Below are 26,671 nucleotides of genomic sequence, written 5' to 3'. Positions count from 1 at the left end.
TTGAACTTCGTAACTATGTTAAGTATAACCATTTTAAAAAGCTGAGGGTGTTAACTTTACTGGTATTAATCTTGCTTTAATATATATTATTTTTTGTTTGTGGAATGAGGAAGAAATCTGATATAGTATTCTAATTTTAAAAGGGGTAGTGTTTTCATTTGGGGCATTTAATGGTTTTACGGAGAGGAGGTTGTTGATGCATATTACATTTTATAGAAATTTCGTTTTCCTGATCGTGTGTTTGACCTTAGGTTGTACTATATCTACTACACCGGTTGTAAAAAAGCAAAAGATCAATCTGCCGGAAGTATCACATCGTGAATCAAAGGTCACTCATGAGAAAAAAAGCGAGGCTGAATTTTCAGACCTCATTAACAAGGACAATAGCCCGGAGACTAAAGCAGAGAAAGTTAAAGAGATAAGTATGAGTGTTCAGGAAGCGGCCCTGGTCTCATCAGTTGAAAATGATAAGGACAAGCCTGTTGATTCTCAAGACGATCCGGACATCGATAATCCCGCGGAGGCTGAAAACGGCAGTAATATTGACAATGAGGACATTCTTGAAACTGCGCTGGATTACTGCAATACTTCTCAGGACCTCTGGGCTGAAGGCAACCTCGAAAGGGCCATTGACGCCCTTGATGAAGCCTACAATCTTGTTCTGAAGGTGGACACAGAAAGCCATCCCGAGTTTATCCGGCAAAAAGAAGACCTGCGGTTTATGATCTCCAAAAGGGTCCTCGAGATTTATACATCAAGGTTCAGGACGGTCAACGGCAACCACAAGGAAATCCCTCTGACAATGAATGAGTATGTGGAAAGGGAGATCAAGTCCTTTCAAGGCCCCGAACGTGACTTTTTTACAGAGTCCGTGAAACGTTCAGGCAGGTACAGGGAGGCAATGGTAAGGTCTCTGAAAGAGGCCGGTTTGCCTGAAGAGCTGTCGTGGCTGCCCCATATCGAAAGCTGGTTTAAGGTAAATGCATTGTCCCCGGCGCGCGCGCTCGGTCTCTGGCAGTTCATACCTTCCACAGGCTACAAGTTCGGCCTGAAAAGGGACACATGGATTGACGAAAGGCTGAATCCTGTAAAATCTACCTCTGCCGCAATCGCTTATCTGAAAGAACTGCACCAGATGTTCGGCGACTGGACAACAGTACTTGCAGCATACAACTGCGGGGAAGGAAATGTTTTAAGGGTTATCAGGAACCAGAAGATCAACTATCTCGACAACTTCTGGGACCTCTACGCGAGGCTTCCCCGCGAAACAGCGCGGTATGTGCCGAGGTTCCTGGCAACGCTGCATATCATGAAGGACCCTGTAAGGTACGGTTTTACATTTGAAGCGCCGGACAGCCCGCCTGCTTATGAAAGTGTTACCGTTGAAAAACCGGTCCAGTTAAAGACAATGGCGGAGTCAATGGGCATTCCTTCCGAGGAACTGATAGCTTTGAATCCCGAACTCCGCAGGCAGATGACGCCGCCAACTAAATATCCGCTTAATGTCCCGGTCGGTATCGGCAATACATTACTGGCAAAGCTTGATACTATACCGACGTCGTCACTGCCAAAGAATGAATATAATGAGTACATATATCACGTAGTAAGAAGAGGAGACACCCTGGCGCGTATCGCCGCTAAATACCGCACGAATGTCAACACAATAGTAAAGGCAAACAAGATAAGCAGGAGAAGCAGGCTTCAGGTCGGGCAAAAATTAAAAGTGCCTCTCAGAGGCGGCAAGGGCAGCGACATGCTTTCATTTGAAGAAGACCTCCTGCCTAACGGTAAATATCGCGCGAAAAGAGGCGAGACCCTGACAATGATCGCCAGAAAATTCAATACGGATTCAACCCGTCTCAAAAAGCTTAACAGGCTGACTTCGCCCCTTCTGAGCGAAGGACAGGTTTTGAAAGTTACAGATTAGGCATTCATTCAGTTGACAATAAAAAAAAGGACAGCCGTTTCGGCTGTCCTTTTTTTTAGGACGTCATAGAAGCTTTTATTTAATTGTGTATATTTTTTTCAAAGAATGGTAATTTTCACTTTACTTAATAAGTACAAAATTGTAAAAATAATTCATGCTAATTAAATCGATTAACACAGACAATATATTTACCGGTTTGAAGGAACATTGGCCATCTGTCAGAAATCACAAAAAAGAGATCAGCGCCTTGCGCTGAATATAACCATCCAATATAGGAGGAATGTATCCATGAAAAAGAAAAGCTCAAAGGTAAAGATCGGGGACATTACGGGGAAAAAGGTATCTAAAGATGACATGAAGAAGATCAAGGGCGGACTTGCGCGCAGACCAACGATGAGGGGAGCAGACGATTGCGGAGGGAACTGTATGGGGTCGGTATCAACTGCAACCGGCAAACAGATAGAATTATAATTATCACATACAGACAGGGACACTCGCAGTCCGTGCCTTGACTATACAATCAAAATAAAGGAGGGATGTATAATGGAAAAGAAAAAATCAAAAGTAAGGATCGGGGACATTACAGGGAAAAAGGTATCTAAAGATGATATGAAAAAAATTAAGGGCGGATTAAGGAGCAGGAGAGCAGACGATTGCGGGGGGAACTGTATGGGTACAGTAAAAACTGAAACTGGCAAACAGATAGAATTATAATTATCTCATATAGGCAGGGACACTCGTTGTCCCTGCCTGTTTTTATTCCATATGAAAAACATCGGTTATTTTAAGATACGATCTTCCGGGAACTATTACCTCTACGACACTTTCTCAAATGCCGTTGTAAGCGTTGAAGAACCTGTTTACCGGATACTCGATGATTATGTTACTTGCGAAAATGTCAGTGAGTTGAAAAAAAAATACAGCCCGCAGATGTCCATTGATGAATTCCGTGCGGCTGTCGGTTTTATCAGGAAAGCGCAAAAAAATGGTTTGTTGCAGCCATTTCTCAAGGTAGATTATTCCGCAGTCCTCAAGAAAAAAAATATCCGTAAAAACTTCTCAAACGGCATGAGACAGCTCATGCTTAACGTTACGGAGCAATGTAACCAGCGGTGCGCCTACTGTTCTTTTTCCGGCAAGTATGAAGGGCAGCGTCTCCATAATAACAGATCCATGACTTGGCCGGTTGCAAAAAGGAGCATCGACTGTTACCTTGACAACGTTGACCGGAAGAGGGGGGGGCACCTCTCATTTTATGGAGGAGAGCCTTTACTGAAATGGGGGCTGGTCAGAAAGGCCATAGATTATATAAACAAAAAGAGTGAAACAAAACCGACCATAAGAATTATTTCCAACCTGACGATGCTTAATGATGAGATGATCAGGTTTGTGATCGCAAACGACGTTGAGATTCAAACAAGTATTGACGGCCCCAGGGCCATTCATGATTCCGCGAGGATATTCGGCAATGGCAATGGCACGCATTTCAAGGTCATAAATAATCTGAAAAAGATAAAAAGGATTGACCCTGATTACTTCAACAAGAAAGTCTCAGTGAATTGCACATTAAACCTGAATGATAATATCCTGACGATATTCAGATATTTCAGCAGTAAATTATTCGCCAATGTTTCAGTGACAATTAACGGCATTTATGATCTTGACACCGACTTTTATAAGGTCTCAGATGCAGCGGCAAAAAAGCATTCAGACAGATTAGACAGACTCGTGGAAATGTATATAGAGTCGTATCATAATAAAAATCAGTTCAACCATGCATTTTTCAGTAACATATTCCTCAAAACCTATCTGTTTGCAAAAAGAGATATCAGTCCCGCGGCTGTTGAATGTCATCCGAACAGGACCTGCGTACCCGGCATCGCAAGGCTGTTTGTTTCCTCTTCGGGCATGTTCTATCCGTGCGAGAAATTTCATGCGCCTGCTTATGACATCGGTAATTATAAAAAGGGCTTTGACATTAAAAAGGCTGAAAGGCTTCTTGAAATATATGTCGGTCAATGTGAAGATATGTGCCGGAACTGCTGGGCCTACCGGTTATGTTCGCAATGTTTCATAAGCGTTCTCTCTAAAGGAGATATCAGCATTGAAAGAAAGAGAGAGAAGTGCGCTGTTGAAAAGAAATTAATTGCCTCGGCGTTGAGACGGTTTGTTTATATATGGGAAAACGAACCTGAAGCGGCGTACGACAACCCTTTCAGCCTTCTTTCAACCGTAAGAACAATAGGGTCTTCCCAGGCGCGTTAAACCATATCGTTCAGCAGGAGTGACTTTTTGCCTCCATAAATCCACTGGCTTTTTGACTTTTGTCAGAGGCAGAATTTATAGTATTTAAACGTTGAGTTATGCCGGCCGATGAGGAAAGTAAAAAGCCCGATGCAGGTTAAACATTACGAATGATAAAGTTATTGGAATGTCTTGCCTTGACTTTCATGCTTTGCACAGCGACCGTAACCACAGCTTTTTCAGCCGACACCCCGGGGGTTCTCCACTTGTCATTAGAAGACGCTCTCTCCGCTGCATTGAAAGAAAACAAATCGCTGCAATATTCCAGACTGAACAAAGACATATCCGATTATACCGTTGCTTTAAAGAGGTCTATTTTTATCCCGGAGGTCCAGTCCTCCTATTCGTACAGCCAAAACAACACTGACAACAACCTCAACGGCCACAGCGGCGCTAAAACCGATGAGCTCCTTGTTTCACTCTCCCAAGCCAATATGATCGGGGGCACGGCCTCGGTCAATTTTTCCACGGCAAGAGACGCAAATTCATTTATTAACGGGCCTGACGTAAGCGAATACACATCAAGTGTCTTCTTAAACTACAGTCAGCCTGTGCTGAAAGGCTTCGGTCGCGAGATCACAAATCTGGAGATCAATAAAGCCGTCATAGACAGAGACACTGCGAATGAGGCTTATGAGGACACTAAGGCGAATATACTTTTTAATGTATTCAGGGAATATTTTCTTCTCTACAGCGTTTCTGAAGAACTAAGGCTTTCCGTTGAAATAAGAAAAAACACTGAAGAGATCTATAAAATGGTTGATGAAAAAGTGAAGGCCCAGAAGCTGCCGATAACAGAGCTCAACACTTTGAAGGCGGCTCTCCTCAGCCAGGACAAGCAGTTGCTCGATCTGGCAAGCGCGAAGACAAAACAGCAGGACAGGCTCATGCTCGCCATATATGAGGAACCTAAACGGGCAGCTGTTTCGGAGGTCGTGCCCGCAACCATGCCGGAAACCGTAATAAGCGGGTTTACAGAGCCTTCCATTGTTGAGTCAAGAACGAAGATAGAGGATGCTGATATCGACCTGATCCAGTTTAATAATGACCTGAAAAAACTGGAAAAGGACCGCTTGAAGGCGGTGAGCGGCCTGAAGCCTGACCTTAGTGTTTCTCTGGAAGCAGGCTACGACGGCAATGATCTTAATAACAGACGGGATTCGATTGGCAACATATCGTCCTCAAACTACAGGGCGCTGATAACCGGGACCCTGCTGTTCCCTGTCATCAACAGGGCGGCAAGAAGCGATGTCTTAACGACTGAGAGCAGGATGGAGCAGGCGAGGATCCAGATAATGAACCGTAAGGGCGTCATTGAAAATACCGTTGATGAGCTCTTCGATGATTTTCAGACAGTGAAGATGAAAATGGGACTGGACCGGGAAATTGTCGGGATTTCCAAAAACAATCTTGACAACGAGATCGAAAGGCTCATTGGGGAAAAGAGCACCGCCCTGAACACGCTCGATTATCAGACAACATACATCTCAGCGCAGATCGATATGGTGAGGACGCTGGTGGACTATATGCTTCTTATCGGGACATATCATCTTTATACAAGAGAAATAGAACAGCTTGTAAATAAGTTACAATAGGAACCCGGAACAGAGAAAATGGAAAGTAAAGAGATCCAGAATTTCATAAGGAAGCTGCCCCTCTTTTCGGTCTACAGCGACGAGGACCTGTCGGGACTGGTGGCTGTTGTCCACCTGAAGCAGGTGCAGACCGGCGAGGTGGTTTTCAGCCAGGACGACCCCGGAGACAATTATTATATTGTTTACAGCGGCAAGGTAAGGATAGTCCAGAAGGCGGCCGACGGGCAGGAGGTAAATCTTGGAGTAAGGACCAGGGGAGACCACTTCGGTGAAACAGCCCTGATCACCGACAGCCGCAGGAACGCATCGGCCCGCGCTTCTGAAGACAGTGTGCTGCTTGTGATCAGCAAGAAGGATTTCAATGCCTATCTTTTTTCAAGGCCGGAGCTGAGGGAATATTTCGATAAATTTATCAGGGCGGCCTCCATCCACCGTTTCCTTAAATCATGCACAGAGCTCTCGTCCGTATCTCCCAAAGAACTGCAGGAGCTGGTACGGAGCTTCACTGCCGAACACTTCAGAGAGGGAGATGTGGTATTCAGGCAGGGCTCCGAGGGCGACAAATTTTATCTCATCGAGAGCGGCAAGGTAAAAGTGCTGCGCTGGGAGGACAACAGGCAGGAGGTAATAAACTTCCTGAGGGAAGGTGATTTCTTCGGCGAAAAGGCCCTTATTGAGACCTCAAAACGTTTTGCGGATGTTGTCTGTCTCACCGACTGTCACCTGTTTTCGCTTTCAAAAGATGCCTTTCAATCCATAATGCGCAATTCTCCCAAACTGAAAAAGATCATTGAGGACCGCATACAGTCTTACCTTACCGATAAACCTCCTGTGCCGTATGAGGAGATCATAAAGCAGGAACTGGCGTCTTTCAGGAAGACGAAGGTCGGCCCCGGGGCGCCTCAGGAAGGACCCGCTGCCGCTGATGAGAAAAAGAAACACGCGAAAAAGCTGACCTCTTTTTATCGCCGCAACATACGGTTTCCCTTCATCTACCAGTATGATGAAATGACCTGCGGGACCACCTGCATCATGATGATAGCAAAATATTACGGGAAGAACTTTTCTTCCGCGAAGCTCAGGGAGCTTGCGCATGTGGACCTGAGCGGGTCTTCGCTTGCGGGCCTTGCCGCAGCAGCGGAACAGGTCGGGTTTCTTGCAAGGGGGCTGAAGCTTGATTATGCCGGGCTGAGCTCCGTGCGCCTGCCGTGCATTGTGCACTGGCAGGGATTTCATTATGTTGTCGTTTATAAGGCGAATGAAAAGTCCGTATGGGTTGCCGACCCTGCATTGGGACTGAGGAAATATTCACGGGAATATTTTGAAAAGAGCTGGAACGGCATAACGCTCACGCTCGACCTGACCCCGGAATTTGAAAAACAGAAGGAAGAAAAGACGTCTTACCGGAATTTTATTCAGTTCGTCACCCCGTACAAAGCTATCCTTATCGAAATATTCCTGGCCTCGCTTCTCCTCAATATCTTCGGCCTTGCCACCCCGATATTCACCCAGAATGTGATTGACAAGGTACTGATGCACCAGAATGTGTCCATGCTGAACATCATGCTCACCGGGATGCTTATTGTTCTGGTGTTCCGCATCCTGACCATGATCGTCCGCCAGTATCTGATTGTGCACACGAGCATGAAGATCGACCTGAGGATGCTGGTGTACTTCTATAAGCATATGCTGGCGCTCCCTCTCGGATATTATAAGGTCCGCAAGATCGGGGACTTTATCACCCGCTTTGGCGAGAACATGAAGATACGGAAATTTCTCACCGATACCGCCCTGACGCTGGTGCTCGACTCTATACTGATAATCGTATACCTCTCGCTCATGTTCTACTACAACATGCAGATGACAGGGCTGGTGCTTTTGTTCATCCCGGTCTTTATCGTGATGACGCTTGTCTTTACCCCTGTGCTGAAACGGCTGAACATCGACTCCTTCGCGGCGCGGAGCGAGTCGGAGTCACACCTGATAGAATCGATCAATGCGATTGACACCGTAAAGGCAATGAATATTGAATATCCCGTGCGCTGGAAATGGGAGGACAAGTTTATCAAGGCCCTCAATATTGATTTCAAACTCTATAATACAGCGCTTTATTTCAACTCCATCGGGGATTTTTTAGGGACGCTCAGTTCGACGGTCATCCTCTGGTACGGCGCCCACAAGGTCATGGACGGCTCCATAACCGTCGGCGAGCTTATGGCCTTTATGGCGCTTACGGGGAGCGTAATTACTCCCGTCAACAGAATGATAACCTCATGGGACGAGATCCAGCAGACGCTCGTCTCCATCGACAGGCTCAATGATGTATTGACCGCAAAACCGGAATTCCCTGAGTCCATGGATGACGCTTCTGGTGTTGTCATCCATGAGCCGCGCGGGGGCATAGCGTTTGAGAATGTCTTTTTCCGCTACGGCGGCGATGACGACGCGTATATTCTTTCAAATATCAGTTTAAAAATTGAACCGGGCCAGACAGTGGCGATCGTCGGCAGGAGCGGCTCAGGAAAGACGACGCTCGTAAAACTGCTTGCGCGTTTTTATGATGCCTCGGAAGGCAAGATACTGGTGGACGGATTCGATATTAAAAATATCAACCTGTCGAACCTGCGCAAGATGGTCGGGTTTGTCCTGCAGGAAAATTTCATATTCAACGGCACGATCCGTGAGAATATCTCCATGCACGACCAGGGCGAGACCATGGACAAGGTCATAGAGGGCGCAAAGCTGGCAAACGCGCATGATTTTATTTCAAACCTTGCAATGGGCTATGAAACCAAGGTGGGAGAGAGCGGCCTGCAGCTCTCCGGCGGGCAAAAGCAGCGGATCGCTATAGCGCGCGTGCTTTACAGCAAACCGAAAATCCTTGTTTTTGACGAGGCCACAAGTTCGCTCGATACGGAGTCCGAGAAGGCGATACAACAAAATCTGGACGCAATATTGAAGGACAGGACAGCGCTTATTATCGCGCACAGGCTCAGCACCGTCAGGCACGCCGACAGGATCGTGGTGCTTGATAACGGGGAGGTCGTCGAGAGCGGAACGCATGAGGAGCTGATGGAAAAACAGGGTCTGTATCATTACCTGAATTACCAGCAGTTAAACATATGAAGATGGAAGAAAAAGGTCCCGAAGAAAAAAACATTACTGAAATTATTGAAATGGCCCCTGAGGGTTCCCCGTCGGAAAATGTCCTCGTGACAGAGCACCTGCAGAGGATGCCCGCCATTTTTGCGAGAGGGCTGCTCTATCTGCTTATAGCCCTGCTGGTTGTCGCGCTCATCTATTCTTTAGTGGCGAAGATCGATGTAGTTGTTGAAAGCAAGGCGGTTGCGCAGCCCGGATCAAACAAGATCAAGCTGCTTTCAGACCGCAACGGGTACATTGACAGGATATTGATCGTTGAGGGGCAGACCGTTGAAAAAAACGCCCCCCTCTTTGTCATCCGTTCCAAGGAGACTTTGGCGTACACGTCAAAAGTGGAAGAGCTGGACCAGATAATCCCCCTGAAAAAAGAGTATTACGACACAAAGATATCCTCCCTGCATGATGCGCTGGAGCAGGCGGACAGCGATTTTACCGGTGAGCTGAACATGAAGAAACTCAAACTCGACCAGAACAGCGCGGCATTAAAGGCCAATGCAACAGACCTTGCATTTATGAAAAATGAAATTGCAAGCTTTGCGAAGGAATTTGAAAACACAAAAAGACTTTTTGACAAGTCCCTTACATCCATCGGAGATTATAACAGCATAAAGAGCAGGCTTGAGCGTTCACGCGGGGAGGTTGAAAAACTCACTGCCCAGCATGAGATCGCAATAACGGAGAAACAGCTCCTTGAGAAGGACATCGAAAAATCACGTACGGACCATCTGAACAAAAAGAGGATGCTTGAAAAGGAGCTGAAGAACCTCCGTATCGAGCGGGAGACGACACTCCGGTCCCTTCAGAATGAGCAGGAGAGAAACACTGATATGCTGTCAATCAAGGATGGCGCGGGGTCATCTTCATCCGGAGAAAAAGGGTACGGGAATATCATCCGCGCCGGACAGGCCGGCACAGTGTCCGAGCTTTACTTCAAGAACACAGGGGAATATGTAAGAGACGCTGACCTGCTTTGCACCCTTGTCCCCGCTGACAGCCCTCTGTACATGGACATCACTGTGGCAAACAAAGGCATCGGGTTCATAAAAAAAGGTATGCCCGTCAAGTATAAGTTTGACGCCTTCCCGTATACCGATTATGGAACACGGAGGGGCGAAGTTGTTTCTGTTTCCCCGTCCGCTGTTGAAAGCGGCGCACTCGGGTTTGTCTACACTGTTCGCGGCTCGCTGAAGGAGCCGTACTACGAGATCAGGGGGGCGAAATATTTTATTAAGGCAGGCATGACAGCAACGGCTGAACTGGTAACGGAGGAGAAAAGCATTTTCTCAATCCTCGTTGCGAAGCTTAAGAGATAATTGCAAGGGCAACCCGTGACTTTTCACTTGATAAACCAGTTCAAGTTGATTAATATGATTAAAAATATAAAGGAGGGCAATCATCATGGCAAGGATTAAGATTAAAGATTTACCGAAGAATCAGAAGGTGAGCAAGGAGGAGTTGAAGAAGATTTTTGGCGGGCTGACGTTATCTTACAGCACTCAGAGCAGCACCTTGTCTCCATTGAATCCCGTTGCGTTCAATACGCTTGCAGTACCGCCAAGTTGGAAGATATATTGAGAGGACCGTTGCAGCGGCAACTCGGATCGGTTCGGTAATTGCGGCAATGCCGGAGCCGGAATTTTCTGTGGCCTTATTGTATCCTATATTAAATGAGTCTTAAAGTCACAAGAACAAGCATGAGGAGGATTAAAATATGCCGACCACGAGCAGACATGAGGAATTAAAGACGATCATCAAGGAGTCCGTGAAAGAGGCATTGGAAGAGGAGCTAATGACGATGCGGCTTATGTTCTTTCCTGATGTCTCGGTAAAGGAAATGAGCGATATTGCCCGGCGCTATAAAAAACCTGAGAAGAAAGCCGTATATGCCGACAAAATCGCCATATGAATTGGGACATAGAATATTCAAAAAGGGCAAATGATTTTATTGAAGAGCAGGGGATAAGAGATAAAGTCAGGGCTTCGATCAAGGACTTTATCCTGAGAATAACCGGCTTAAACATAAATATAGACGTAAAAAAATTGAAAGGTGAATGGGCAGGTTATTATCGCATCCGTAAAGGAAAGATAAGGATTATTTTGAAACCTAATACCGAAGCGAGAACTATTTTTGTTGATATAGTCGATTTCAGAGGGGGCGCATACAAATAGCTTATCGGATTGAAGTTTGCCCTCCAAATCCATACTGAGCACGGAGGAATTATCATGGCAAAAATAAAAATTAAGGACCTTCCGAAAGACAAGAAAGTCAGCAAAGAAGAATTAAAAAAGGTTTTTGGGGGGGCGACCTGGAGCATCATGCAAACTTATAGCGTATGGGAGGCAAACCGGAAAGTATTGCTCTACCCTGAGAATTGGTTGTAGCCGGGTTCAATTCAATCCTGACCGCAACCTGAAATATTTTCAACTTAAAGGAGACAAACATTATGCCGAGGATCAAGATTAAAGATTTACCGAAGGATCAGTACGAACTCTTATTCGAAATCTCTCAACGGTAATTAAGGCCCAGGCAGGCCTGTATATCTTCTTTTTCCAGATAAGGATACCCTTCTAATATTTCCTCAGTTGTAGAACCGGCAGCCAGCATTCCGAGAATATGTTCTACCGCTATTCGCATCCCCCGAATAATCGGTTTGCCGCCAAATATCGCCGGATTAAACGTTATGCGATTAAGAAGCTCTTGGTCATTCATGTTTTGTCCTCCCGGATAGCATCTTGTATATACTCATAATAACATTTCACTGTGATTTCAAGAAGCCTTTTCACCACAGAGACACGAGACACAGAGGAAGAAGTGTTAGGCTTTATTGGTATCATCTCCATGCCCCCGGAGCCGTCCATTGCTCGTTAAATCTTTGTTCTTTCTTGATAGCATCAAGCGGTTTTAAGAGAAATTGTTCTATCTCTTTTGCAACTGCTGATAACTCCTGAGGAGTGTGCTTTATATCTCCTTTGTTCAAGAATGCTTTCCAAAGTGTCTGACGATCGGATTTTTCGTTATAGATATCTTCTGCGAAAAAATTCCTGCCATCGGGGAATGCCGTCTTGCGATGTGTGAAAGTTCTCTTTAATGCCTCGGCAAGTTTTGAACTATCGAAATCAAACTGGCGCATCATAAGCCATATATCATAGAAATCTTTCATTCTGCTGTTAATAGCGCCAAGCTTAACCATAGCCTCAAACTTCTCGCTTACAACGCTCTCTGCCGGATATCCCTTTAGCCGGGGCATTGGAAAATCTAAAATAACAGGGTATTCGATTGTTTTAGCCCCCGATAAAATGCTGTCACCGAAGCTGATATCAATCTGCATCGGTATACGGGAACGCTGGAGAAATCCTGCAAACTTCACCCGTACTCTTTCATAATCCGCGTCTTCCTTTATCCTCTGTCCTTTCACTGAATTGTAATCAAATATAAGACCGTCAGGAATCACATCAGTTTTACAAACATCTTTTACCATTTTCTCAATACTTGTTGTCTGATTATCAAATCGCGCCAGGAAATCAATATCAAGAGTGGTCCTCCTCTGAGGGATATGCCAGACTGTAAACATCAATGCGCCTTTGAGAATAAATCTATTGGCATATTCAGAACGGCTCAGCCGATAAAGGAATCTTTCCATCCCGAAATATTGCAATATTTCCGCAAAAGGTCGATGTGTTTCTTTCGCCTTATTCTGGAGCTGCCCTCGAACAGAGGCCTCTATATTTTTAATATCTTTTTTCATAGCATGGCTTCGAGTATCGGCTTCATGACATTATTGACCCGGCAAATTTTAGCATATTGCATAATCTCTTTTGGTTTTACTCCCTTCTCCGTTATAGCGATTTTAAGCGCGTCTCTGGCAACATTCACACCTATCTTATTACGAAATTTAAAACAATCAGCTATTGTTTTGGCAAGACTATACACCCTTATTGAATATCCCTCTATTTCATGCTTTTCAATTCCCGCTTTCCAGGCTTCTTGTGCGAAGCGATAGAACGTTACCGGGGGATATGTAATTTTATAAGAACGTGATATACGCGGAATAGCAAGGTCAACAACGCGAGGTATCTCATTTGTCGCTTCATGAAATGCAAGAGCAGAGATGAGACAAATGACACCCTTGGGCGCCTGAAGAGAAGCAGTCACGAGGTCGGGATGGGAAGCAAATTCAAAGTCAGTCAGGCAATAAAGTCCCCTGGCAATTTTTTCCACCTTCCCCTCTTTAACAAGTGCAGTAACTGAATCGGGATGGAAACCTGCTTTCAGGACAGAAGAAAAGCGCACAACCCCACCCTGGTTTTTAAAATAATTAATCATGCGCTGCGTATTATTTTTCATTATACTGCCCCCGTATAATATGACACCACTTGCAATTAAGTGTATACACATTATACGGCCATGTCAATAATGATAAATTTTGATTTCCTGAATAATTTATTGTAAACTCACGGCCATTTTTTGATTTTTCTGCTTGATAACTCGGCTTAAATCGATTAATATGATTAACAATACTCAACAAAAGGAGGAATCATCATGCCGAGGATCAAGATTAAAGATTTACCGAAGGATCAGAAGGTAAGCAAGGAGGAGTTGAGGAAGGTTTATGGCGGGGTGGACAGCATTATTACTCCAAGGTATAAATCCCATTGCGTTTAATACGGAAGCGAGATATCGCCGGAGTGGAGGTCGCCTACAGTGAATCCTATTGCATTTAATCAGCACATGAAATCGCCGTATTGGAAATAGTAATCGTACTAACCACGCAGTAGCCCAACCTCACCATCCCTGCTTCGAGGGCAAGGATGGTGAGGCTGGGCATTCATTACCTTCGTAACCGCTTCACGTTCTTTATCTCGTCTACACTGATTTTCTTCCCTTTAGGCAGTTCGGTGAGCGTAACTTTGCCTAACAGCTCTTTTTGTTTATTCTTTTCCTTTAATTCAAGGCGATACTTTTCAAATCGCTGTTTCACCTCAGATGGGGGATAGTGAGCGCTGCTGGAAACAACCAAGCTGAGGTATTTGTTGTCTTCACTGAACATCAAACCCGCTTCTACCATGGGCTCCATAATTTTCTCGATGTCTTTTTTCTTCCACTTATCGCCTGTGTAGTCCTCTATTTCGCGACGCAATCCTTTTATGTCCGTCGCGGCATCGCACCCCGCATACACAAGGCGCTCAACGCCTGTAAAGACTGTGAGTGGGTTCGCGGCAACCGGCCTTTCGTCCCATATGAAAAGCCTTTCGCCGTCATCGAAGGAGCATAGATAGCTCCTGCTGAAAACTGCGTTCCACTCGTCGACCATCTTACGCATGGGCATGGTGTATTCTTCATAATTTCCACCCTCCCCTTCATCCCCTCCCCTCAAGGGAGGGGAATAATCGTAGGTGAAATCAAGTGCCAGATTTGAGATAGCTTTTTCATCAAAGGGATAGATGTATTTGTACAAAGGGGAAGGCCGGATATTTGTGAGGCTGAATTGCTTCGGGTTGTCAAAATAGACGCTGAAGCGAATGAGATGGAACTTTAATATCTTTGGCGGCACCAAATGATATAGCAAAGGCATGAGCTTTGCCATGAGATCATATTCTTCGGGTGCTTCGCCGGGGAAGCCGCAAAGTATATTCCACGACACCGTGATCCCCATTTCCCTGCACCATTTGAGAAGCTGGATATTCTGTACAGCGGTTACCCCTTTCTGCATGAGCTTAAGGGTAGGAGTACTTAGGCTTTCGATGCCGCACCCGACAAGGTTAACTCTTGCCCGGCTCAAGTCCCGGACATGATCTTTTTTTAGATTGGCCCGCACTTCATATAATAGGTCGATATCGAGCCTGCGCGAGGCAAGACCGGGGATGAAATTCTTAAAGAGTTTCATGTCAATGACATCGTCGGTCATGAGGACAAGGCGCGTGGGATACTTTTTGCACAGGCATTCAAGCTCATCAAGAGCACGCTTGTTAGACTTGCCCCTGTAGACAGTATTTGCGTGGTCCATGCCGCAAAACAGGCATTTGCCCCACCAGCATCCCCTCGCGGTCTCACATGCCAGTTTCGGATTGTTCTTAAGCTTAAGCGGACTCGATTTGATTCGCTCGAAGTAATCGTCAAAATCCGGATAGGGCAGTTTGTCCAGATCGCGCACCCATGCGCTGGGATAGCATCCGTTTTCAGAAACGGCGATAGTATTCTCACGAGTGTATACCCCGGGCAGGCCGGCCACCGAATCCTTTTTCAAGACCCTCCCTATCATTTCAGGGAACACGTCATCCGCTTCACCTAAAAAAACAGCGTCGATAAATGGGAACTGCTTAAGCAGCTCGATCCCCTGGCTGCCCCGGCAGTTTGCGCCTCCGAAAATGATGTAAGTCTCCGGCGCCCTCTCTTTTATGCGCCTGGCAAGGTCGAGAGATGAGATATGCTGCTGAAACGTTGAAGAAAACCCTACGATTCGCGGCTTATGTCGTAAAACCTCCTTAAGACATTTATTCAGAAACAGGTCCGCCTTTTTTTCAACCATTTTTGCAGAGGTAAGCTGGGTCTTAAAGTATCGGGACGAAACGAAGTCCTTTATCTCTGATTTCGTCACATCAACATTCATTGAATATTTTTCGAGATATTTTTTTATTTCCCGGATCACTTCCTCAAGAGAGCGGCTCCTGTCATCAAACAGCGCCTTCGTAAAGACCCAATCAGAGAGTCTAAAATGGTCCATAAGCACATTGAGATATCGCTCCTGGCCGACCATCTCAGCAAAGAGAAAGCCGAAATAAAAGACCCTCGATGAAATATTCGACTCGGTGAGCCTGGCCTTTAACAAACTGAGTCCCATAGCCGGAACATCGAGCGCAAAAAAAGGCATGCTGACCAAAGCAACATCTATCTGTGAGTTTGATGATTTCATAGCACGATTTTCCTCACTCTTAAAATTTACAACACGAGTAACGCGTTGAGAAGAACAAACACATAGACGCCCCCGCAGGACCTCCGGCATGACTGTGGTATTATCATCAATAGAATGTCCTATTGCAAGTTTTTTCCGTAACACCAGTGCGTTATGTTGACAAAAAAAGATAGGGTGCTTAAATTATACATATTTTTTCAAAGGGGAAATATCTTGAAAATAAATTATTCTGACGGCGACGTCACTCCGGAAGAAGTCGTAAAATACCTCGCCCTGTCCGGACAGGCACAGAACATTTTTACTCAAATCATAATCGCAAAAGAGGTCATTAAAAAAGCTGAACTCTCAGGGATCACTCCCTCCGATGAGGCCCTGCAGGATTTCTCCGACAGCTTCAGGGAAATGCGCGGACTGGACACCGCCGAAGAAACATACAGGTTTCTGCAGGATGCCGGTCTTTCCGAAGAGGATTTTGAAAGTTTCTGCGAGTCCGCGGTGCTGGTCGGTCCTGTCAGGGAAACGCTGGCTGATGAAAAAAAGGTCCGGGAATTTTTTATCAATAACCGCCCTGATTTTGACACGGCCGTGATCTCTGTTATTGTTGTCAGTGATGAAAGCCTTGCAAATGAGATCCTGATGCAGATAACTGAGGACGGGGCCGATTTTCACAAACTTGCCAGAACGTATTCAATAGATGAAGAAACAAAAAATTATGGCGGATACGTTGGAGAAGTGACACGCGCCGCGCTTGTGCCGGAGATCTCGGCAAAGGTGTTTAACGCCTCTGCCGGAGATGTTCTTGGCCCCTTCAGGGGTGAAGATTTCCAGCAGTTGGTCCTTGTTGAGAAAATTGTAAAGGCGGAATTAAATGACGTCGTAATTGAGAGAATAAAGAACAGGCTTTTCTACCAATGGGTATCACAGTTCACAAAGGACGGTATAAAGACAGGACTTTGACAGTCGTATTAATCTTTCGATAAAACAAAAAGGAGGGACTTATCGTGAAAAAGAAGAATGCTGAGATCGAAATCGCAGTTGCCGAGGTAGTCGATTACATGAGAATAATGGGGGGTTTTCAGCCGGCCCTTAACGAAGTGGTCAAGAGAAAGGTTGCCTCAAATGCGGCAAAGCAGATGGGTGTGAGGGTTTCATCCGCTGAACTCCAGAAGGCAGCGGACTCATTCCGCCTGCTTAACGGGCTTGTCTCCGCAAGAGACACAGAGAACTGGCTGAAGGCCAACGGCGTCACTGTCGAGACGTTTGAAGATTTTATCGAAACAAACATACTCGTGAACAAGCTTAAAGACAGGATTGAGAAAAAGGCCGACAGGAGGAAGTATGCCGCATCTCCTGCAATACAGTCTTCCATCAGGGAAATGGCCTTTCAGGATTGGGTCACAAACGCCTTGAAATAGACGGAGTAATTTTATGAATAGAATAAAAGGGCGGTGCTTACATCACCGCCCTTTTTTTATCCGGGTTGACCTGCCTGGGTAATTTTCACTTGACCGTCCGGTAGGACGATGATATGATTAATTTAATCAACATGATTAATGATGTTCAACCGTAAACAATTAAAAGGAGGAAAGCATCATGGCAAGGATCAAGATCAAAGATTTACCGAAAGACATGAAACTCAGCAAGGAAGAACTGAAAGGCGTAAAAGGAGGAGTTATTATAAAAACACCTAACATTCAACAGATTTGCCAAAGTGTGGCGAGTAGTGTCGTAAAGTCTATGTCAGATGAGCAGATAAAAACAGTTACGACAGCACTTACAAAATAGTGAATCATACTACTTGCAATGCGGAGGTTTAAAAAGATTCACTTTAGCAGGCTGCTGAAAAAGTTTTTTTGCTGTCTTTGCGAGCGAAGCAATCTCGCTTTTTCTCACAATGACAAGTATAGACTTTTTCAGCAGCCTGTAGGAATTACCGAATACGGTTAATAATTATTATTTAGGGAGGAACGAGTATGTCAAAGACGAGGAAATCAAGGATTGTTATTAAAGACCTTCCCACAGGGCAGAAACTCAGCAAGGAAGAGATCAAAAGGGTCAGAGGCGGCCTTCTCAGGAGCGCCACACAATTGAACACCTTCAAGATCAGCACAGGGGCTTACAAGGTCGAGACAGGTCTGCGCAGTAATATCCTTCGCAGTTACGGGATTATAATGCCCTAAAGAATTTAATGACTAAGATAAAAATAAAAGACCTCGAATCTATTCCGGCCACAAAGGCCAAGACATTGTTCGGGGACATTCTGCACCAGACTTCTGTAGAGGGGAAGCGGTTTGTTGTCAACAGGCAGGGCAAGCCGGTCGCTGTAATATTGAGCTACAGAGAGTATTGCGAATTGATAGAAGCTAATAATTCCAAGTTGCAGTCAAGATGACACCTTTATCATTCCGGCTTGTCCGGAATCTTTCTTTGTTTTCAGAAGGATTCCCGACGCGCTTCACTTGCGGGAATGACAACTTAAACACTTAATGGAATAAGAACAAAGAAAAGCCGTAGCACGCATCTCTGGATTTAGAAAAGCGGGGAGGGCTTTTCCGTTATCAGGCAGTGTAGTCCGGCGGCAGTGAAAACGGGATATGCCGCCACAGGAATGCCGGTTACATGGAGGTTCCCGCTTCCGACGATGTCTTCAACAGTGGAAAGCACGGCATCATCCCCGCTGCTCATCAACACCTTCCCGTCATGAAACTGCACCACCGCGGTCCCGTAAGGCACGGAGACCTTCTCCGGCACGCGCACGTGGACTTCCGACCTGTCACAAATACCCCGGATGATATCAATGGACCTCTGCGCTGACAGCGGGGACATAAGAGGGCCTGTCCTGTAGCCCGGATCCAGCAGGAGATAATATTCATTGTCCTTACCTTTCAGCAGGCTGGCGCTCCGGTCAATGTGAAAATCGTAATGCAGTGAAAAACTCTTGCCTTTTCTCCGGCGCGAAATACCGTAGAAAAGCGCGTGCGGAAGGACCGTGGTCCGTATACCTTTTTCCCGCAGCTCCCGCAGCGCCCTGTCATCGCTGCCTCTGCCCGGACTGTCCGGGTGGCATCCGGTGATCAGATGCCTGCCTGAAAAAAGCACACGCCCGCCTTCTGCAAGGTCCGTATGAATAATTTTACATCCGGGGGAGCGGTCCTTCTTTAATCTGAAAAGCCGGGAATGCACGAGTAGAATACCCGCCTGTTTAAGATAAACGAACATGTCGCGCGGGTATATCTGCCAGTGGTCCGGTTCATCGAGCGGGAATATCTCGCCCCCGCATCCCTTGTTCATCAGCCATTTCCTCAGTTCCGCGTCGCAGGTCTGAAGATTGAGCACCTGAAAGTCAATGTGCATTTCAAGAAGGGCCTCTGCAACGGCCTTGTATTCGGACTTCAACTGTCTGACCATTTCACTCCTGCTTTGTGTGTGCTTCAGTATATTCAGGGCCAGAGGCAGCTGCTCAACGGGGATTATTACGGGGTCTGCGCTTTTAAACGGCAGACTGTCAAAGACAGGCATCCCGAGCAGATATTGATTTTCAGCCGGAAAGGGAGTCATGCCGGTCTTTGCACCGCAGGATTTTGAGATCGAGCCGTTCAGTTCTTCTTTGCCTATAGTGAGACTGCGGTCAACGGGTTTTATCCTGATGTTCGGCATGCACTATTGTAATAAACTATTTGTGAATATGTGAATAAATTATTTCCGCTGACAGAGCTCTCTTTACTGAGAATAACTGCAATAGTGTAAAATTATAAAGTCATACAAAACGATCAATGGGGCCGGAGTAATGAAGATAGCGCGGGATAAACACTTAAGAAGAATTACGGAAGCTCTCCCTGAATTGTACCGGAGGGTCCTTCCTCCTTTTTTCAAAAAGGGAATTCCTGAAGAAACCGCCGCGACATGCAGTGATTGCGCGATGCTGAGAAACAGGAAGTCTGCTGGACAGGGAGAGACTTTTTTTGCGGAGCGGTCCAAATGCTGCACCCACTATCCCGTCCTGCCGAACTATCTGGCCGGAGCGCTGCTCAGCAGCACTGATCAGGCCCATGAGGAAGGGCGATACCGCATCCGGCAGAAGATCAGGAAACGCATCGGCATTACCCCGCTCGGAATAATGCGGCCCGGCAAATATACACTCATTCTCAAAAATACCGTTCAGGAGTTCTTTGGCAGAAGCAGTTCGCTCGTATGTCCTTTTTTCGAAAGCGGGAAGGGAGTGTGCACCGTCTATCCTTTTTGGGACGCTGTCTGCGGCACGTGGTTCTGCAAGTATGAACGCGGGCAGGAGGGCAAAGCGTTCTGGCTCTCTCTCAGAAAGTATATGGAAAATGCTGAGAAGATACTGGGCCAGTACGCACTTTATAAAATGGATATGGATGCAGAGGCTGTTAATGGCCGTTCAGAGGGCCCCGGCCTTCTTACGGTATATGAAGCAGATGAGCATCCGCCGGACAGAGAGGCCTATACGGCAATGTGGGGAAAAAGAACAGGTTCAGAAGAGGCCTTCTACATAGAGACATACAGGACAATAAGTAAGTTGACGCCAAAAGAGTTCGGACGGATTGAAGGCGTCTATCAGAAGATATTGCTCAGGGACCTTGAGAAAAAGCACAACATGTTAATGGCCCCCGTATTACCTGAGAGGCTCATCAGAAATCCGCAGCTCATTGTTCACAGGACTGATGATGACTCATATGCAATAACCGGATATTCACCTCTTGACCCACTGCTGGTAACAAGGAAGACATACGATATGCTCGACTTCTTTGATGGGAGACTTTCTAACAAAGAGGTATGTAAGACTGTAAAGAGAAATTTGCAAACAGATATTGACGATGATCTATTGCAGTATCTTTATCAGTTCCGGATACTGATTGACAGACAGTAGCGGTCTTTGCAAAGGGAGGGACGCTTGTTCTTAACCTTTAAGCGCCCCTAAGATGATCCCAGCGATCTGCTCGGCCTTCTCCGGCTCAAGCTCCGGGTAGATGGGAATTGACATGACCTCGTCTGCCGCTGCTTCGCTTTCTGGAAGATCGCCCTTCTTGTAACCGAGATAGTTAAAGGCCTCCTGCAAATGAAGCGGCATGGGATAATACACCACTGATGAGACGTTATTATCTTTTAGAATGCCTGCGATCTTCTCTCTTATTTGGGTCCTGAATGTATATTGATGGTAAACATGTGTCCTGTCCTCAAATTCAACAGGACATTGTACGGCATCGCCGAGGATTGAAGTGTATATCTTTGCAAGTTCGCGGCGCTTCCGGTTGTATTCGTCAATATGCTTTAGCTTTATTCTAAGAATTGCCGCCTGAATTTCATCAAGCCTGCTGTTGTAACCGATGAACCCATGACGGTAGGGAGCGACGGTGCCGTGGTTTCTCAGGAGCCTGACCTTCTCATAAACTTCATGGCGGTCGGTTATCATCATGCCTCCGTCTCCGTAAGCGCCCAGGTTTTTGCTCGGGTAAAAACTGAAACAGCCAGCGTCCCCGAGACCGCCGGCGGGCTTCCCTTTGTATCTCGCGCCAAATGACTGGGCGCAGTCTTCGACGACCTTTAAATCATATTTTTTAGCGAGCGCCATTATTTCATCCATGTCTGCGGGCTGTCCGAACAAGTGCACAACGATCACGGCCCTGGTCTTCGGGGTGATCTTTTCCTCTATCTTTGATACGTCAATGTTTAACGTATACTTGTCTATGTCTACAAAAACAGGCGTTGCGCCGACGTACGCTATTGCCTCGGCGGTCGCAATGAATGTAAAAGGAGTTGTGATCACCTCGTCGCCCTGCTTTATATTGAGGGCCTTCAGGGAAAGGAACAATGCGTCAGTGCCCGAGGCAAGGCCGAGCGCGTGGTTAACATTAAAGTATGACGCGATCTCCTGCTCAAAGGACCTTACGTTCGGGCCGAGGATAAATTGTCCGCTGTCCAGGATATCTTTGAGCGCCTGTTTTATTTCCTCTTTGAGAGGTTCATGCTGCGCCTTGACATCCAGCATGGGGACGGCGGTTTTGTTCTGTGTTATATTTGCCATATCGGTTTTATGTTTCAATGCCCTGAATTACCAGCCCTGATATCTTTAAAGCCACTTTCAGGGCTTCCCTGCCTTCCTGTCCTGAGACCAGAGGCCGGGTCCCGTTTTTTATGCAATCTATAAAAGAGATGAGCTCTTCTTTTAACGGTTCTTTTTCTTCAGGCTTTCTAAGCTCCTTTCCAACACTTCCGTCATGTTTTGTGTAACAGGTCAGCTCCTGTTTCTGGTAATCGAGGCTCAGAAATGAATTGTGCTGGAATACCTTCAACTGCCTGACCCTTTCATTTGCTATCCTGCTTGTTACGGCCTCGGCAATGCATCCGTTCTCGAACTCGATCCACGCGTGGGCCACGTCTATATTTTCCGTCAGGACCCTTGCGCCTGTGGCACGGATGTCCGCGATATTGGAATCAACCAAACTGAGTATTATATCTATGTCGTGTATCATTAAGTCAAGTGTAACGTCCACATCAATGCATCTGCCGAGAAAGGGGGACGTGCGCTGGGACTCGATGAACCTGGGCTTGTCAACCATGCTGCTTATCAACGCGACGCCTGCGTTGAACCTCTCAAGATGCCCGACCTGCAAAATGAGGCCTCTTTTGTCCGCCTCGGCAATAAGCATGTCGGCTTCTTCAATGGTGGTAGTGATAGGTTTTTCGATAAGTATATTTTTATTATGGGCCAGAAGATCCATTGCCGTCTGAAAATGCAGTGTGGTCGGCACGGCAATGCTAACAGCGTCGACAAGATCGATGATCTCCTCATAACTGCCGAATGCCTTGCAGTTATATTTTTGCGCGATCTCCCCGGCCCGCACTGGATCGTTATCGACAACGCCTGCAAGCCTCACGCCTTCAAGACCTGAGTATATCCTCGCGTGATGCTGTCCTATTGACCCGACGCCTATGACCCCGACATTAATCATGTTTACTCACTCCAACTACGATCATCCCCTCTTTATCAGCCTCTTTTATGAACCTCTCTTTATCAACAATTATGCACTTTCCCGCCTCTATGGCCAATACTTTTGCCCCGGCGCTTTTCATTGAATGAAGCGTATTGATGCCGACAACAGGGACATCAAACCTCATGTCCTGCTTTGGCTTGCTGACCTTTACAACAACAGCGTCTTTTTTTGTGAGGCTTCCGCCGCGCTTAATTGCCTCGTCAGTGCCTTCAATTGCCTCAATCGCCATGACCGCCAGTTCTTTCACAACCACTGTCTGACCTATGTCCAGCCCCCCCATTTTCTTTGCAATGTCCCAGCCGAATTCGATGTCCTTCAACTCATCTTTTGACGGCTTCTTTTTTGTTAAGGCCCCCTCCGGCGCAAGGAGGTTCCTTGTAAAGTCGGTAGTGTTGTGAAGTTTGATCCCGCTTTTCTCAAGCTCGCTGACAACCGCCTTCATGATTGTGTCATCCGCGCGGTTCATTAACGAGAAGAGCAGCTTGACGGCTTTCATGTCAGGAATAATGCTGGTCTTATGTTTATACAAAAGTCCCTTTGGGACTTTGCCTGCCATTACCGCGTTTGTGATGGAGAGTTTTTTCAGCAGGGATATCAGGCCGCCGAAGCGGCCGATATTTATTTTATGGAAGTCATCTACGAACGGTTTAAGTGATTCATCGGCAGGCGGTTGAAGGGCGATCCCCACAACCCTGTATCCCATGTTTTTCGCTTCCGCTGCAACAGCCTTCGGAAGGTCCCCCATTCCAGCGATAAGACCCAAAAGACGGGTGTTAGGGGTTAGGGATTGGTCCCTGGTCCCTGTTTTTACCGGCATATCCCCCTTTTGTTTTTCTCGATGAATTCGAGCAGGTTCCTGATCTCCTCTGATTTGCCCAGATCATGTTTGACCTTGTCTATTGCATCTTTGAGGGTGAGCTTGCTGCGAAACAATATTTTGTATGCCTTTTTAAGATCGCTGATCGTTGAATCCGGAAAATTGCGCCGTTTCAGCCCGATCGTGTTAAGCCCGTAAAGTTTGGCCCTTTCGCCTGCGGCGGTTGTATACGGGGGAATGTCCTGGGGAATGGCGCTGAACCCTCCTATCATGGAATAGGCCCCTATTCTTGCGAACTGGTGGACGGCAACGAGCCCGCCGATGAACACAAAGTCCTCAACAACGACGTGGCCCGCGAGGGTCGTCGCATTTGCCATGATGACGTTGTTGCCTATAACGCAGTCATGCGCTACATGAACATATGCCATCAGGAAATTATCGTCTCCTATCCTTGTCACGCCGTCTCCGCTGACAGAGGCCCGGTGAATATTTATATATTCCCTCAGGATATTGTTATCGCCGATCTTTACCTTTGTTTTTTCTCCCTTGTACTTAAGGTCCTGCGGGGGCATCCCGATCGTGGAGAATGGATACACGCTGCAGTTTTCGCCGATCTCGGTCTCTTCGATAACCACGTGCGAGGCGAGTTTTGTATTCTTGCCGAGTTTGACATTCTCACCGACAATACAAAAAGGTCCGATCTCCACACCTTCTGAGAGTTTTGCGTTTGAGGCTATAACTGCCGTGGAATGAATTTTCGGTTTAGCCATTTCTGAACTCCTCACCTGACACCATTGCCGTGAATTCCGCCTCTGCAACAAGCTTGCCTTCGACAAAGGTCTCAGCGGCGAATTTCCAGACGTTGTTTCTTTGCTGGACGATATTGACTTCAAAACGCAGTTGGTCTCCCGGTATCACCGGCTTTCTGAATTTTGCCTTTTCAATGCTCATAAAATAAACCGCGTCTCCCTTGGCGCCTGAATGAAAAGCGAGTATGCCCGCAACCTGTGCCATGGCTTCCACAACAAGGACCCCGGGCATTATCGGATAATTCGGGAAATGCCCCTGAAAGAACGGTTCGTTGATAGTTACATTTTTTAGTCCCACAGCCTTTGCCTTCGGCTGCAGTTCAAGGATCCTGTCAACCAAAAGAAAAGGAAAGCGGTGCGGCAGGACCTTCTGAATTTCCCGGCAATCCATCATCATGTTAATGTCCCTCCTTTGAAAAGGCACAAAGGTTCAAAGGGACAAAGGCGCAAAGTTGTCTTTTGACTCTGTGCCTCTGCTCCTCTGAGCCTTATTTATTTTTTATCTATTTTCCTCTCAAGTTCCTGTAATCGTTTTATGTACTCCGGCAATTTAGCGTAAATGCTCTGGGCGCGAAGCCATGTCCTGTGCGGAATGGCGGGACTTCCGGAATATACCTGCCCGTCAGGTATGTTCTCTGCTATGCCTGATTGAGCGCCTATCATCGCGCCGCTGCCGATTGTTATATGGTCTCTCACTCCGACCTGGCCTGCAAGTATGACACCGTCTCCTATCTCCACGCTTCCGCTTATGCCGACCTGGGAGATTATAATACAATTTTTACCGAGCTTGACGTTATGCCCTATCTGCACAAGATTATCAATTTTGGTCCCGCGCCCTATGACCGTATTACCGGTTGTCGCCCTGTCAATTGTGACATTCGCGCCAACCTCCACTTCATCTTCGATTATCACTCCGCCGACTTGCGGAATTTTATAATGGATGCCGTTTTCAAAGACGTATCCGAAACCGTCGGAGCCTATAACAGCGCCGGAATGCACTATCACTTTTTTGCCGATCCTTACGTTCTCTCTTATTGTCACGTTCGGGTAGATAAAAGAACCGTCGCCGATTGATGAGCCTTCTCCAATGAATACCCCTGGATATATTGTGACCCTTGAGCCTATTACAACATTGCTGCTGATATAAACATCCGGGTATACAGAGACATCTTCGCCTAAACTGACATCAGCGCAAACAACGGCCTTATCGCTGACGCCCGAAGGTTTGAACGGTTTTTTGTACAACGCCTCCAATGCCTTTGCAAATGTGAAATACGGGTTGCCGGCAATTACCATGCTTGCAGCCAGTCCCTTTATCTCCTCTTTCACAATTACGGCAGAGGCTTTCGAACTGAAAAGGTCATTTAAATGTTTTTTGTCGGCCAAAAAAGTAATATCGCCATGCCCTGCTTCATTTATGCCGGAGGCCCCGGTAATCTCCACATCGGGATTTCCAGAAATCTTACCGCCTGTGATGTCCGCCAGTTCTTTGAGCTTCATATGTAAACACCTTCAATCTGTCATGCTGAACTTGTTTCAGCATCCAGAGACCCTGAAACGGTTTCAGGGTGACAAACCTATCAACTTTTGTTTTTACTTCTGCGCCGGTTTGGATTTTGAGACTTCATTGAATCTCTTTATTAGCTTATCGGTCAAGTCCAGTTTCGCGGGGATGAACATTATACCGCTCTGGACCTTATCAAAGATCACGGTATAACCTTCTTCTTCCCCTATTTTATTGACAACTTCACTTAGATCTTTCACTATGCGCTCCATGAAATCAGCGCGCTTTTTTTCAAGCTCATCCTCTGAGTCTTTTACCGTCCGCTGAAAATCCCTCGCGATCCTGTCGCGCTCTTCCCTCTTTGACTTGATGGCGTCGGGGTTGAGGATGGATGACTGCTTGGCCATCTCTTCATCGAGCCTTGCAATCTCTTTGCGCTTGTCTTCGATCACGGACTGCTTTGACTTGAAAAATTCCTCAAGCAATTTTACCGCTTTTTTCCCTTCCTCCGACTCGTTCAATGCCTTATTTAGATCAACGTAGCCGACCTTCGTTTCCGCAGCCTGTGCGCTGCAGACAACCGCAAACAGTAATGCAAAAATCATTAAAAATATTTTCTTCATAAG

Annotated in this window: 29 protein-coding genes; 17 read left to right on the top strand and 12 right to left on the bottom strand. The window is 46.5% G+C overall.

Annotation, left to right across the window (positions count from 1 at the left end; all coding sequences use genetic code 11):
• Nucleotides 1-196 precede the first annotated feature (196 nt).
• The 11 genes from HZB61_12995 to HZB61_12945 all read left to right on the top strand — a co-directional run bounded on the left by HZB61_12995 (nucleotide 197) and on the right by HZB61_12945 (nucleotide 11,370).
• A complete protein-coding gene (locus HZB61_12995; GenBank protein ID MBI5057523.1) occupies nucleotides 197-1,927 on the top strand; it encodes a LysM peptidoglycan-binding domain-containing protein in 1,731 nt (576 codons plus the stop codon).
• A gap of 288 nt (nucleotides 1,928-2,215) precedes the next feature.
• Nucleotides 2,216-2,398, top strand: a complete 183-nt coding sequence (locus HZB61_12990) for a hypothetical protein (GenBank protein ID MBI5057522.1) — start codon at nucleotides 2,216-2,218, stop codon at nucleotides 2,396-2,398.
• A gap of 72 nt (nucleotides 2,399-2,470) precedes the next feature.
• A complete protein-coding gene (locus HZB61_12985; protein ID MBI5057521.1) occupies nucleotides 2,471-2,641 on the top strand; it encodes a hypothetical protein in 171 nt (56 codons plus the stop codon).
• A 51-nt stretch (nucleotides 2,642-2,692) separates the two neighbouring features.
• A complete protein-coding gene (locus tag HZB61_12980; protein ID MBI5057520.1) occupies nucleotides 2,693-4,192 on the top strand; it encodes a radical SAM protein in 1,500 nt (499 codons plus the stop codon).
• Nucleotides 4,193-4,341: 149 nt separating this feature from the next.
• On the top strand, nucleotides 4,342-5,826 hold the full coding sequence (locus tag HZB61_12975; GenBank protein ID MBI5057519.1) for a TolC family protein: 1,485 nt from the start codon (nucleotides 4,342-4,344) through the stop codon (nucleotides 5,824-5,826).
• Between the two features lie 18 nt (nucleotides 5,827-5,844).
• Nucleotides 5,845-8,952 carry a peptidase domain-containing ABC transporter gene (locus HZB61_12970; GenBank protein MBI5057518.1) on the top strand — a complete coding sequence of 1,036 codons (3,108 nt, stop codon included), beginning with the start codon at nucleotides 5,845-5,847 and terminating at the stop codon, nucleotides 8,950-8,952.
• Complete coding sequence (locus HZB61_12965; GenBank protein MBI5057517.1) at nucleotides 8,949-10,301, top strand: HlyD family efflux transporter periplasmic adaptor subunit; 1,353 nt, start codon at nucleotides 8,949-8,951, stop codon at nucleotides 10,299-10,301. Before HZB61_12970 ends, HZB61_12965 begins: the two co-directional genes overlap by 4 nt.
• An 85-nt stretch (nucleotides 10,302-10,386) precedes the next feature.
• Complete coding sequence (locus HZB61_12960; protein ID MBI5057516.1) at nucleotides 10,387-10,563, top strand: hypothetical protein; 177 nt, start codon at nucleotides 10,387-10,389, stop codon at nucleotides 10,561-10,563.
• A 136-nt stretch (nucleotides 10,564-10,699) separates the two neighbouring features.
• Nucleotides 10,700-10,894: a hypothetical protein gene (locus HZB61_12955; GenBank protein ID MBI5057515.1), complete on the top strand. Its 195-nt coding sequence runs from the start codon at nucleotides 10,700-10,702 to the stop codon at nucleotides 10,892-10,894.
• Nucleotides 10,891-11,157 carry a hypothetical protein gene (locus HZB61_12950; GenBank protein ID MBI5057514.1) on the top strand — a complete coding sequence of 89 codons (267 nt, stop codon included), beginning with the start codon at nucleotides 10,891-10,893 and terminating at the stop codon, nucleotides 11,155-11,157. Before HZB61_12955 ends, HZB61_12950 begins: the two co-directional genes overlap by 4 nt.
• 54 nt (nucleotides 11,158-11,211) lie before the next feature.
• Nucleotides 11,212-11,370, top strand: coding sequence for a hypothetical protein (locus HZB61_12945; protein ID MBI5057513.1), 159 nt, complete (start codon nucleotides 11,212-11,214; stop codon nucleotides 11,368-11,370).
• 124 nt (nucleotides 11,371-11,494) lie between these two features.
• On the opposite strand, the gene HZB61_12940 is transcribed toward HZB61_12945, so the two are convergent.
• From HZB61_12940 to HZB61_12925, 4 genes are all read right to left on the bottom strand, one after another.
• Nucleotides 11,495-11,698 carry a DUF433 domain-containing protein gene (locus HZB61_12940; GenBank protein ID MBI5057512.1) on the bottom strand — a complete coding sequence of 68 codons (204 nt, stop codon included), beginning with the start codon at nucleotides 11,696-11,698 and terminating at the stop codon, nucleotides 11,495-11,497.
• 121 nt (nucleotides 11,699-11,819) lie between these two features.
• Nucleotides 11,820-12,734: a nucleotidyl transferase AbiEii/AbiGii toxin family protein gene (locus HZB61_12935; GenBank protein ID MBI5057511.1), complete on the bottom strand. Its 915-nt coding sequence runs from the start codon at nucleotides 12,732-12,734 to the stop codon at nucleotides 11,820-11,822.
• Nucleotides 12,731-13,333, bottom strand: coding sequence for a type IV toxin-antitoxin system AbiEi family antitoxin domain-containing protein (locus tag HZB61_12930; protein ID MBI5057510.1), 603 nt, complete (start codon nucleotides 13,331-13,333; stop codon nucleotides 12,731-12,733). The genes HZB61_12935 and HZB61_12930 overlap by 4 nt, the downstream gene beginning before the upstream one ends.
• Before the next feature lie 484 nt (nucleotides 13,334-13,817).
• Nucleotides 13,818-15,899 (bottom strand): RiPP maturation radical SAM protein 1, encoded by a 2,082-nt coding sequence (locus tag HZB61_12925; protein ID MBI5057509.1) that lies wholly within the window; start codon nucleotides 15,897-15,899, stop codon nucleotides 13,818-13,820.
• 213 nt (nucleotides 15,900-16,112) lie between these two features.
• On the opposite strand from HZB61_12925, the gene HZB61_12920 reads away from it, so the two are divergent.
• The 5 genes from HZB61_12920 (at nucleotide 16,113) to HZB61_12900 (ending at nucleotide 18,291) form a co-directional block, all read left to right on the top strand.
• Nucleotides 16,113-16,856: a peptidylprolyl isomerase gene (locus tag HZB61_12920; GenBank protein MBI5057508.1), complete on the top strand. Its 744-nt coding sequence runs from the start codon at nucleotides 16,113-16,115 to the stop codon at nucleotides 16,854-16,856.
• A 44-nt stretch (nucleotides 16,857-16,900) separates the two neighbouring features.
• Nucleotides 16,901-17,314 (top strand): SurA N-terminal domain-containing protein, encoded by a 414-nt coding sequence (locus HZB61_12915; GenBank protein MBI5057507.1) that lies wholly within the window; start codon nucleotides 16,901-16,903, stop codon nucleotides 17,312-17,314.
• A gap of 178 nt (nucleotides 17,315-17,492) precedes the next feature.
• On the top strand, nucleotides 17,493-17,684 hold the full coding sequence (locus HZB61_12910; protein ID MBI5057506.1) for a hypothetical protein: 192 nt from the start codon (nucleotides 17,493-17,495) through the stop codon (nucleotides 17,682-17,684).
• A gap of 188 nt (nucleotides 17,685-17,872) precedes the next feature.
• Nucleotides 17,873-18,079, top strand: a complete 207-nt coding sequence (locus HZB61_12905; GenBank protein ID MBI5057505.1) for a hypothetical protein — start codon at nucleotides 17,873-17,875, stop codon at nucleotides 18,077-18,079.
• 8 nt (nucleotides 18,080-18,087) lie between these two features.
• A complete protein-coding gene (locus HZB61_12900) occupies nucleotides 18,088-18,291 on the top strand; it encodes a type II toxin-antitoxin system Phd/YefM family antitoxin (GenBank protein MBI5057504.1) in 204 nt (67 codons plus the stop codon).
• Between the two features lie 137 nt (nucleotides 18,292-18,428).
• Here the strand turns inward: HZB61_12900 and HZB61_12895 are convergent, their stop codons facing one another.
• Nucleotides 18,429-19,556 (bottom strand): hypothetical protein, encoded by a 1,128-nt coding sequence (locus HZB61_12895; protein ID MBI5057503.1) that lies wholly within the window; start codon nucleotides 19,554-19,556, stop codon nucleotides 18,429-18,431.
• A gap of 130 nt (nucleotides 19,557-19,686) precedes the next feature.
• Between HZB61_12895 and HZB61_12890 the strand changes: the two genes are divergently transcribed.
• Nucleotides 19,687-20,790 carry a hypothetical protein gene (locus HZB61_12890; protein ID MBI5057502.1) on the top strand — a complete coding sequence of 368 codons (1,104 nt, stop codon included), beginning with the start codon at nucleotides 19,687-19,689 and terminating at the stop codon, nucleotides 20,788-20,790.
• Nucleotides 20,791-20,820: 30 nt separating this feature from the next.
• Here the strand turns inward: HZB61_12890 and HZB61_12885 are convergent, their stop codons facing one another.
• From HZB61_12885 to HZB61_12855, 7 genes are all read right to left on the bottom strand, one after another.
• Nucleotides 20,821-21,945: a DegT/DnrJ/EryC1/StrS family aminotransferase gene (locus tag HZB61_12885; protein MBI5057501.1), complete on the bottom strand. Its 1,125-nt coding sequence runs from the start codon at nucleotides 21,943-21,945 to the stop codon at nucleotides 20,821-20,823.
• A gap of 7 nt (nucleotides 21,946-21,952) precedes the next feature.
• Entirely contained in the window at nucleotides 21,953-22,873 is a 921-nt protein-coding gene (locus tag HZB61_12880) for a Gfo/Idh/MocA family oxidoreductase (protein MBI5057500.1), read from the bottom strand.
• Complete coding sequence (lpxI, locus tag HZB61_12875; protein ID MBI5057499.1) at nucleotides 22,866-23,732, bottom strand: UDP-2,3-diacylglucosamine diphosphatase LpxI; 867 nt, start codon at nucleotides 23,730-23,732, stop codon at nucleotides 22,866-22,868. The genes HZB61_12880 and lpxI overlap by 8 nt, the downstream gene beginning before the upstream one ends.
• Nucleotides 23,723-24,502 carry an acyl-ACP--UDP-N-acetylglucosamine O-acyltransferase gene (lpxA, locus tag HZB61_12870; protein MBI5057498.1) on the bottom strand — a complete coding sequence of 260 codons (780 nt, stop codon included), beginning with the start codon at nucleotides 24,500-24,502 and terminating at the stop codon, nucleotides 23,723-23,725. Before lpxA ends, lpxI begins: the two co-directional genes overlap by 10 nt.
• Nucleotides 24,495-24,935 carry a 3-hydroxyacyl-ACP dehydratase FabZ gene (fabZ, locus tag HZB61_12865; GenBank protein ID MBI5057497.1) on the bottom strand — a complete coding sequence of 147 codons (441 nt, stop codon included), beginning with the start codon at nucleotides 24,933-24,935 and terminating at the stop codon, nucleotides 24,495-24,497. Before fabZ ends, lpxA begins: the two co-directional genes overlap by 8 nt.
• Nucleotides 24,936-25,033: 98 nt before the next feature.
• Nucleotides 25,034-26,041, bottom strand: coding sequence for a UDP-3-O-(3-hydroxymyristoyl)glucosamine N-acyltransferase (gene lpxD, locus HZB61_12860; protein MBI5057496.1), 1,008 nt, complete (start codon nucleotides 26,039-26,041; stop codon nucleotides 25,034-25,036).
• Between the two features lie 93 nt (nucleotides 26,042-26,134).
• Nucleotides 26,135-26,668: an OmpH family outer membrane protein gene (locus HZB61_12855; GenBank protein MBI5057495.1), complete on the bottom strand. Its 534-nt coding sequence runs from the start codon at nucleotides 26,666-26,668 to the stop codon at nucleotides 26,135-26,137.
• Between the last annotated feature and the right edge of the window lie 3 nt (nucleotides 26,669-26,671).

Source organism: Nitrospirota bacterium (assembly GCA_016214845.1).
Classification (GTDB): Bacteria; Nitrospirota; Thermodesulfovibrionia; order UBA6902; family UBA6902; genus SURF-23.
The sequence above is the reverse complement of the archived record's forward strand: the minus strand, read 5'-3'. Positions and strand labels throughout refer to the sequence as shown.

What these genes read in the sequence shown, in the direction of transcription:
- HZB61_12895 (MBI5057503.1), bottom strand. Translation starts at nt 19,556, where the DNA reads ATGCCGAACATCAGGATAAAACCCGTTGACCGCAGTCTCACTATAGGC.
- HZB61_12950 (MBI5057514.1), top strand. Translation starts at nt 10,891, where the DNA reads ATGAATTGGGACATAGAATATTCAAAAAGGGCAAATGATTTTATTGAA.
- HZB61_12995 (MBI5057523.1), top strand. Translation starts at nt 197, where the DNA reads ATGCATATTACATTTTATAGAAATTTCGTTTTCCTGATCGTGTGTTTG.
- HZB61_12855 (MBI5057495.1), bottom strand. Translation starts at nt 26,668, where the DNA reads ATGAAGAAAATATTTTTAATGATTTTTGCATTACTGTTTGCGGTTGTC.
- HZB61_12965 (MBI5057517.1), top strand. Translation starts at nt 8,949, where the DNA reads ATGAAGATGGAAGAAAAAGGTCCCGAAGAAAAAAACATTACTGAAATT.
- HZB61_12980 (MBI5057520.1), top strand. Translation starts at nt 2,693, where the DNA reads ATGAAAAACATCGGTTATTTTAAGATACGATCTTCCGGGAACTATTAC.
- HZB61_12970 (MBI5057518.1), top strand. Translation starts at nt 5,845, where the DNA reads ATGGAAAGTAAAGAGATCCAGAATTTCATAAGGAAGCTGCCCCTCTTT.
- HZB61_12880 (MBI5057500.1), bottom strand. Translation starts at nt 22,873, where the DNA reads ATGATTAATGTCGGGGTCATAGGCGTCGGGTCAATAGGACAGCATCAC.
- HZB61_12930 (MBI5057510.1), bottom strand. Translation starts at nt 13,333, where the DNA reads ATGAAAAATAATACGCAGCGCATGATTAATTATTTTAAAAACCAGGGT.
- HZB61_12990 (MBI5057522.1), top strand. Translation starts at nt 2,216, where the DNA reads ATGAAAAAGAAAAGCTCAAAGGTAAAGATCGGGGACATTACGGGGAAA.
- HZB61_12900 (MBI5057504.1), top strand. Translation starts at nt 18,088, where the DNA reads ATGACTAAGATAAAAATAAAAGACCTCGAATCTATTCCGGCCACAAAG.
- HZB61_12955 (MBI5057515.1), top strand. Translation starts at nt 10,700, where the DNA reads ATGCCGACCACGAGCAGACATGAGGAATTAAAGACGATCATCAAGGAG.
- HZB61_12885 (MBI5057501.1), bottom strand. Translation starts at nt 21,945, where the DNA reads ATGGCAAATATAACACAGAACAAAACCGCCGTCCCCATGCTGGATGTC.
- lpxA (MBI5057498.1), bottom strand. Translation starts at nt 24,502, where the DNA reads ATGGCTAAACCGAAAATTCATTCCACGGCAGTTATAGCCTCAAACGCA.
- HZB61_12960 (MBI5057516.1), top strand. Translation starts at nt 10,387, where the DNA reads ATGGCAAGGATTAAGATTAAAGATTTACCGAAGAATCAGAAGGTGAGC.
- HZB61_12940 (MBI5057512.1), bottom strand. Translation starts at nt 11,698, where the DNA reads ATGAATGACCAAGAGCTTCTTAATCGCATAACGTTTAATCCGGCGATA.
- fabZ (MBI5057497.1), bottom strand. Translation starts at nt 24,935, where the DNA reads ATGATGGATTGCCGGGAAATTCAGAAGGTCCTGCCGCACCGCTTTCCT.
- HZB61_12925 (MBI5057509.1), bottom strand. Translation starts at nt 15,899, where the DNA reads ATGAAATCATCAAACTCACAGATAGATGTTGCTTTGGTCAGCATGCCT.
- HZB61_12905 (MBI5057505.1), top strand. Translation starts at nt 17,873, where the DNA reads ATGTCAAAGACGAGGAAATCAAGGATTGTTATTAAAGACCTTCCCACA.
- HZB61_12975 (MBI5057519.1), top strand. Translation starts at nt 4,342, where the DNA reads ATGATAAAGTTATTGGAATGTCTTGCCTTGACTTTCATGCTTTGCACA.
- lpxD (MBI5057496.1), bottom strand. Translation starts at nt 26,041, where the DNA reads ATGAAGCTCAAAGAACTGGCGGACATCACAGGCGGTAAGATTTCTGGA.
- HZB61_12945 (MBI5057513.1), top strand. Translation starts at nt 11,212, where the DNA reads ATGGCAAAAATAAAAATTAAGGACCTTCCGAAAGACAAGAAAGTCAGC.
- HZB61_12985 (MBI5057521.1), top strand. Translation starts at nt 2,471, where the DNA reads ATGGAAAAGAAAAAATCAAAAGTAAGGATCGGGGACATTACAGGGAAA.
- HZB61_12935 (MBI5057511.1), bottom strand. Translation starts at nt 12,734, where the DNA reads ATGAAAAAAGATATTAAAAATATAGAGGCCTCTGTTCGAGGGCAGCTC.
- HZB61_12910 (MBI5057506.1), top strand. Translation starts at nt 17,493, where the DNA reads ATGGCAAGGATCAAGATCAAAGATTTACCGAAAGACATGAAACTCAGC.
- lpxI (MBI5057499.1), bottom strand. Translation starts at nt 23,732, where the DNA reads ATGCCGGTAAAAACAGGGACCAGGGACCAATCCCTAACCCCTAACACC.
- HZB61_12890 (MBI5057502.1), top strand. Translation starts at nt 19,687, where the DNA reads ATGAAGATAGCGCGGGATAAACACTTAAGAAGAATTACGGAAGCTCTC.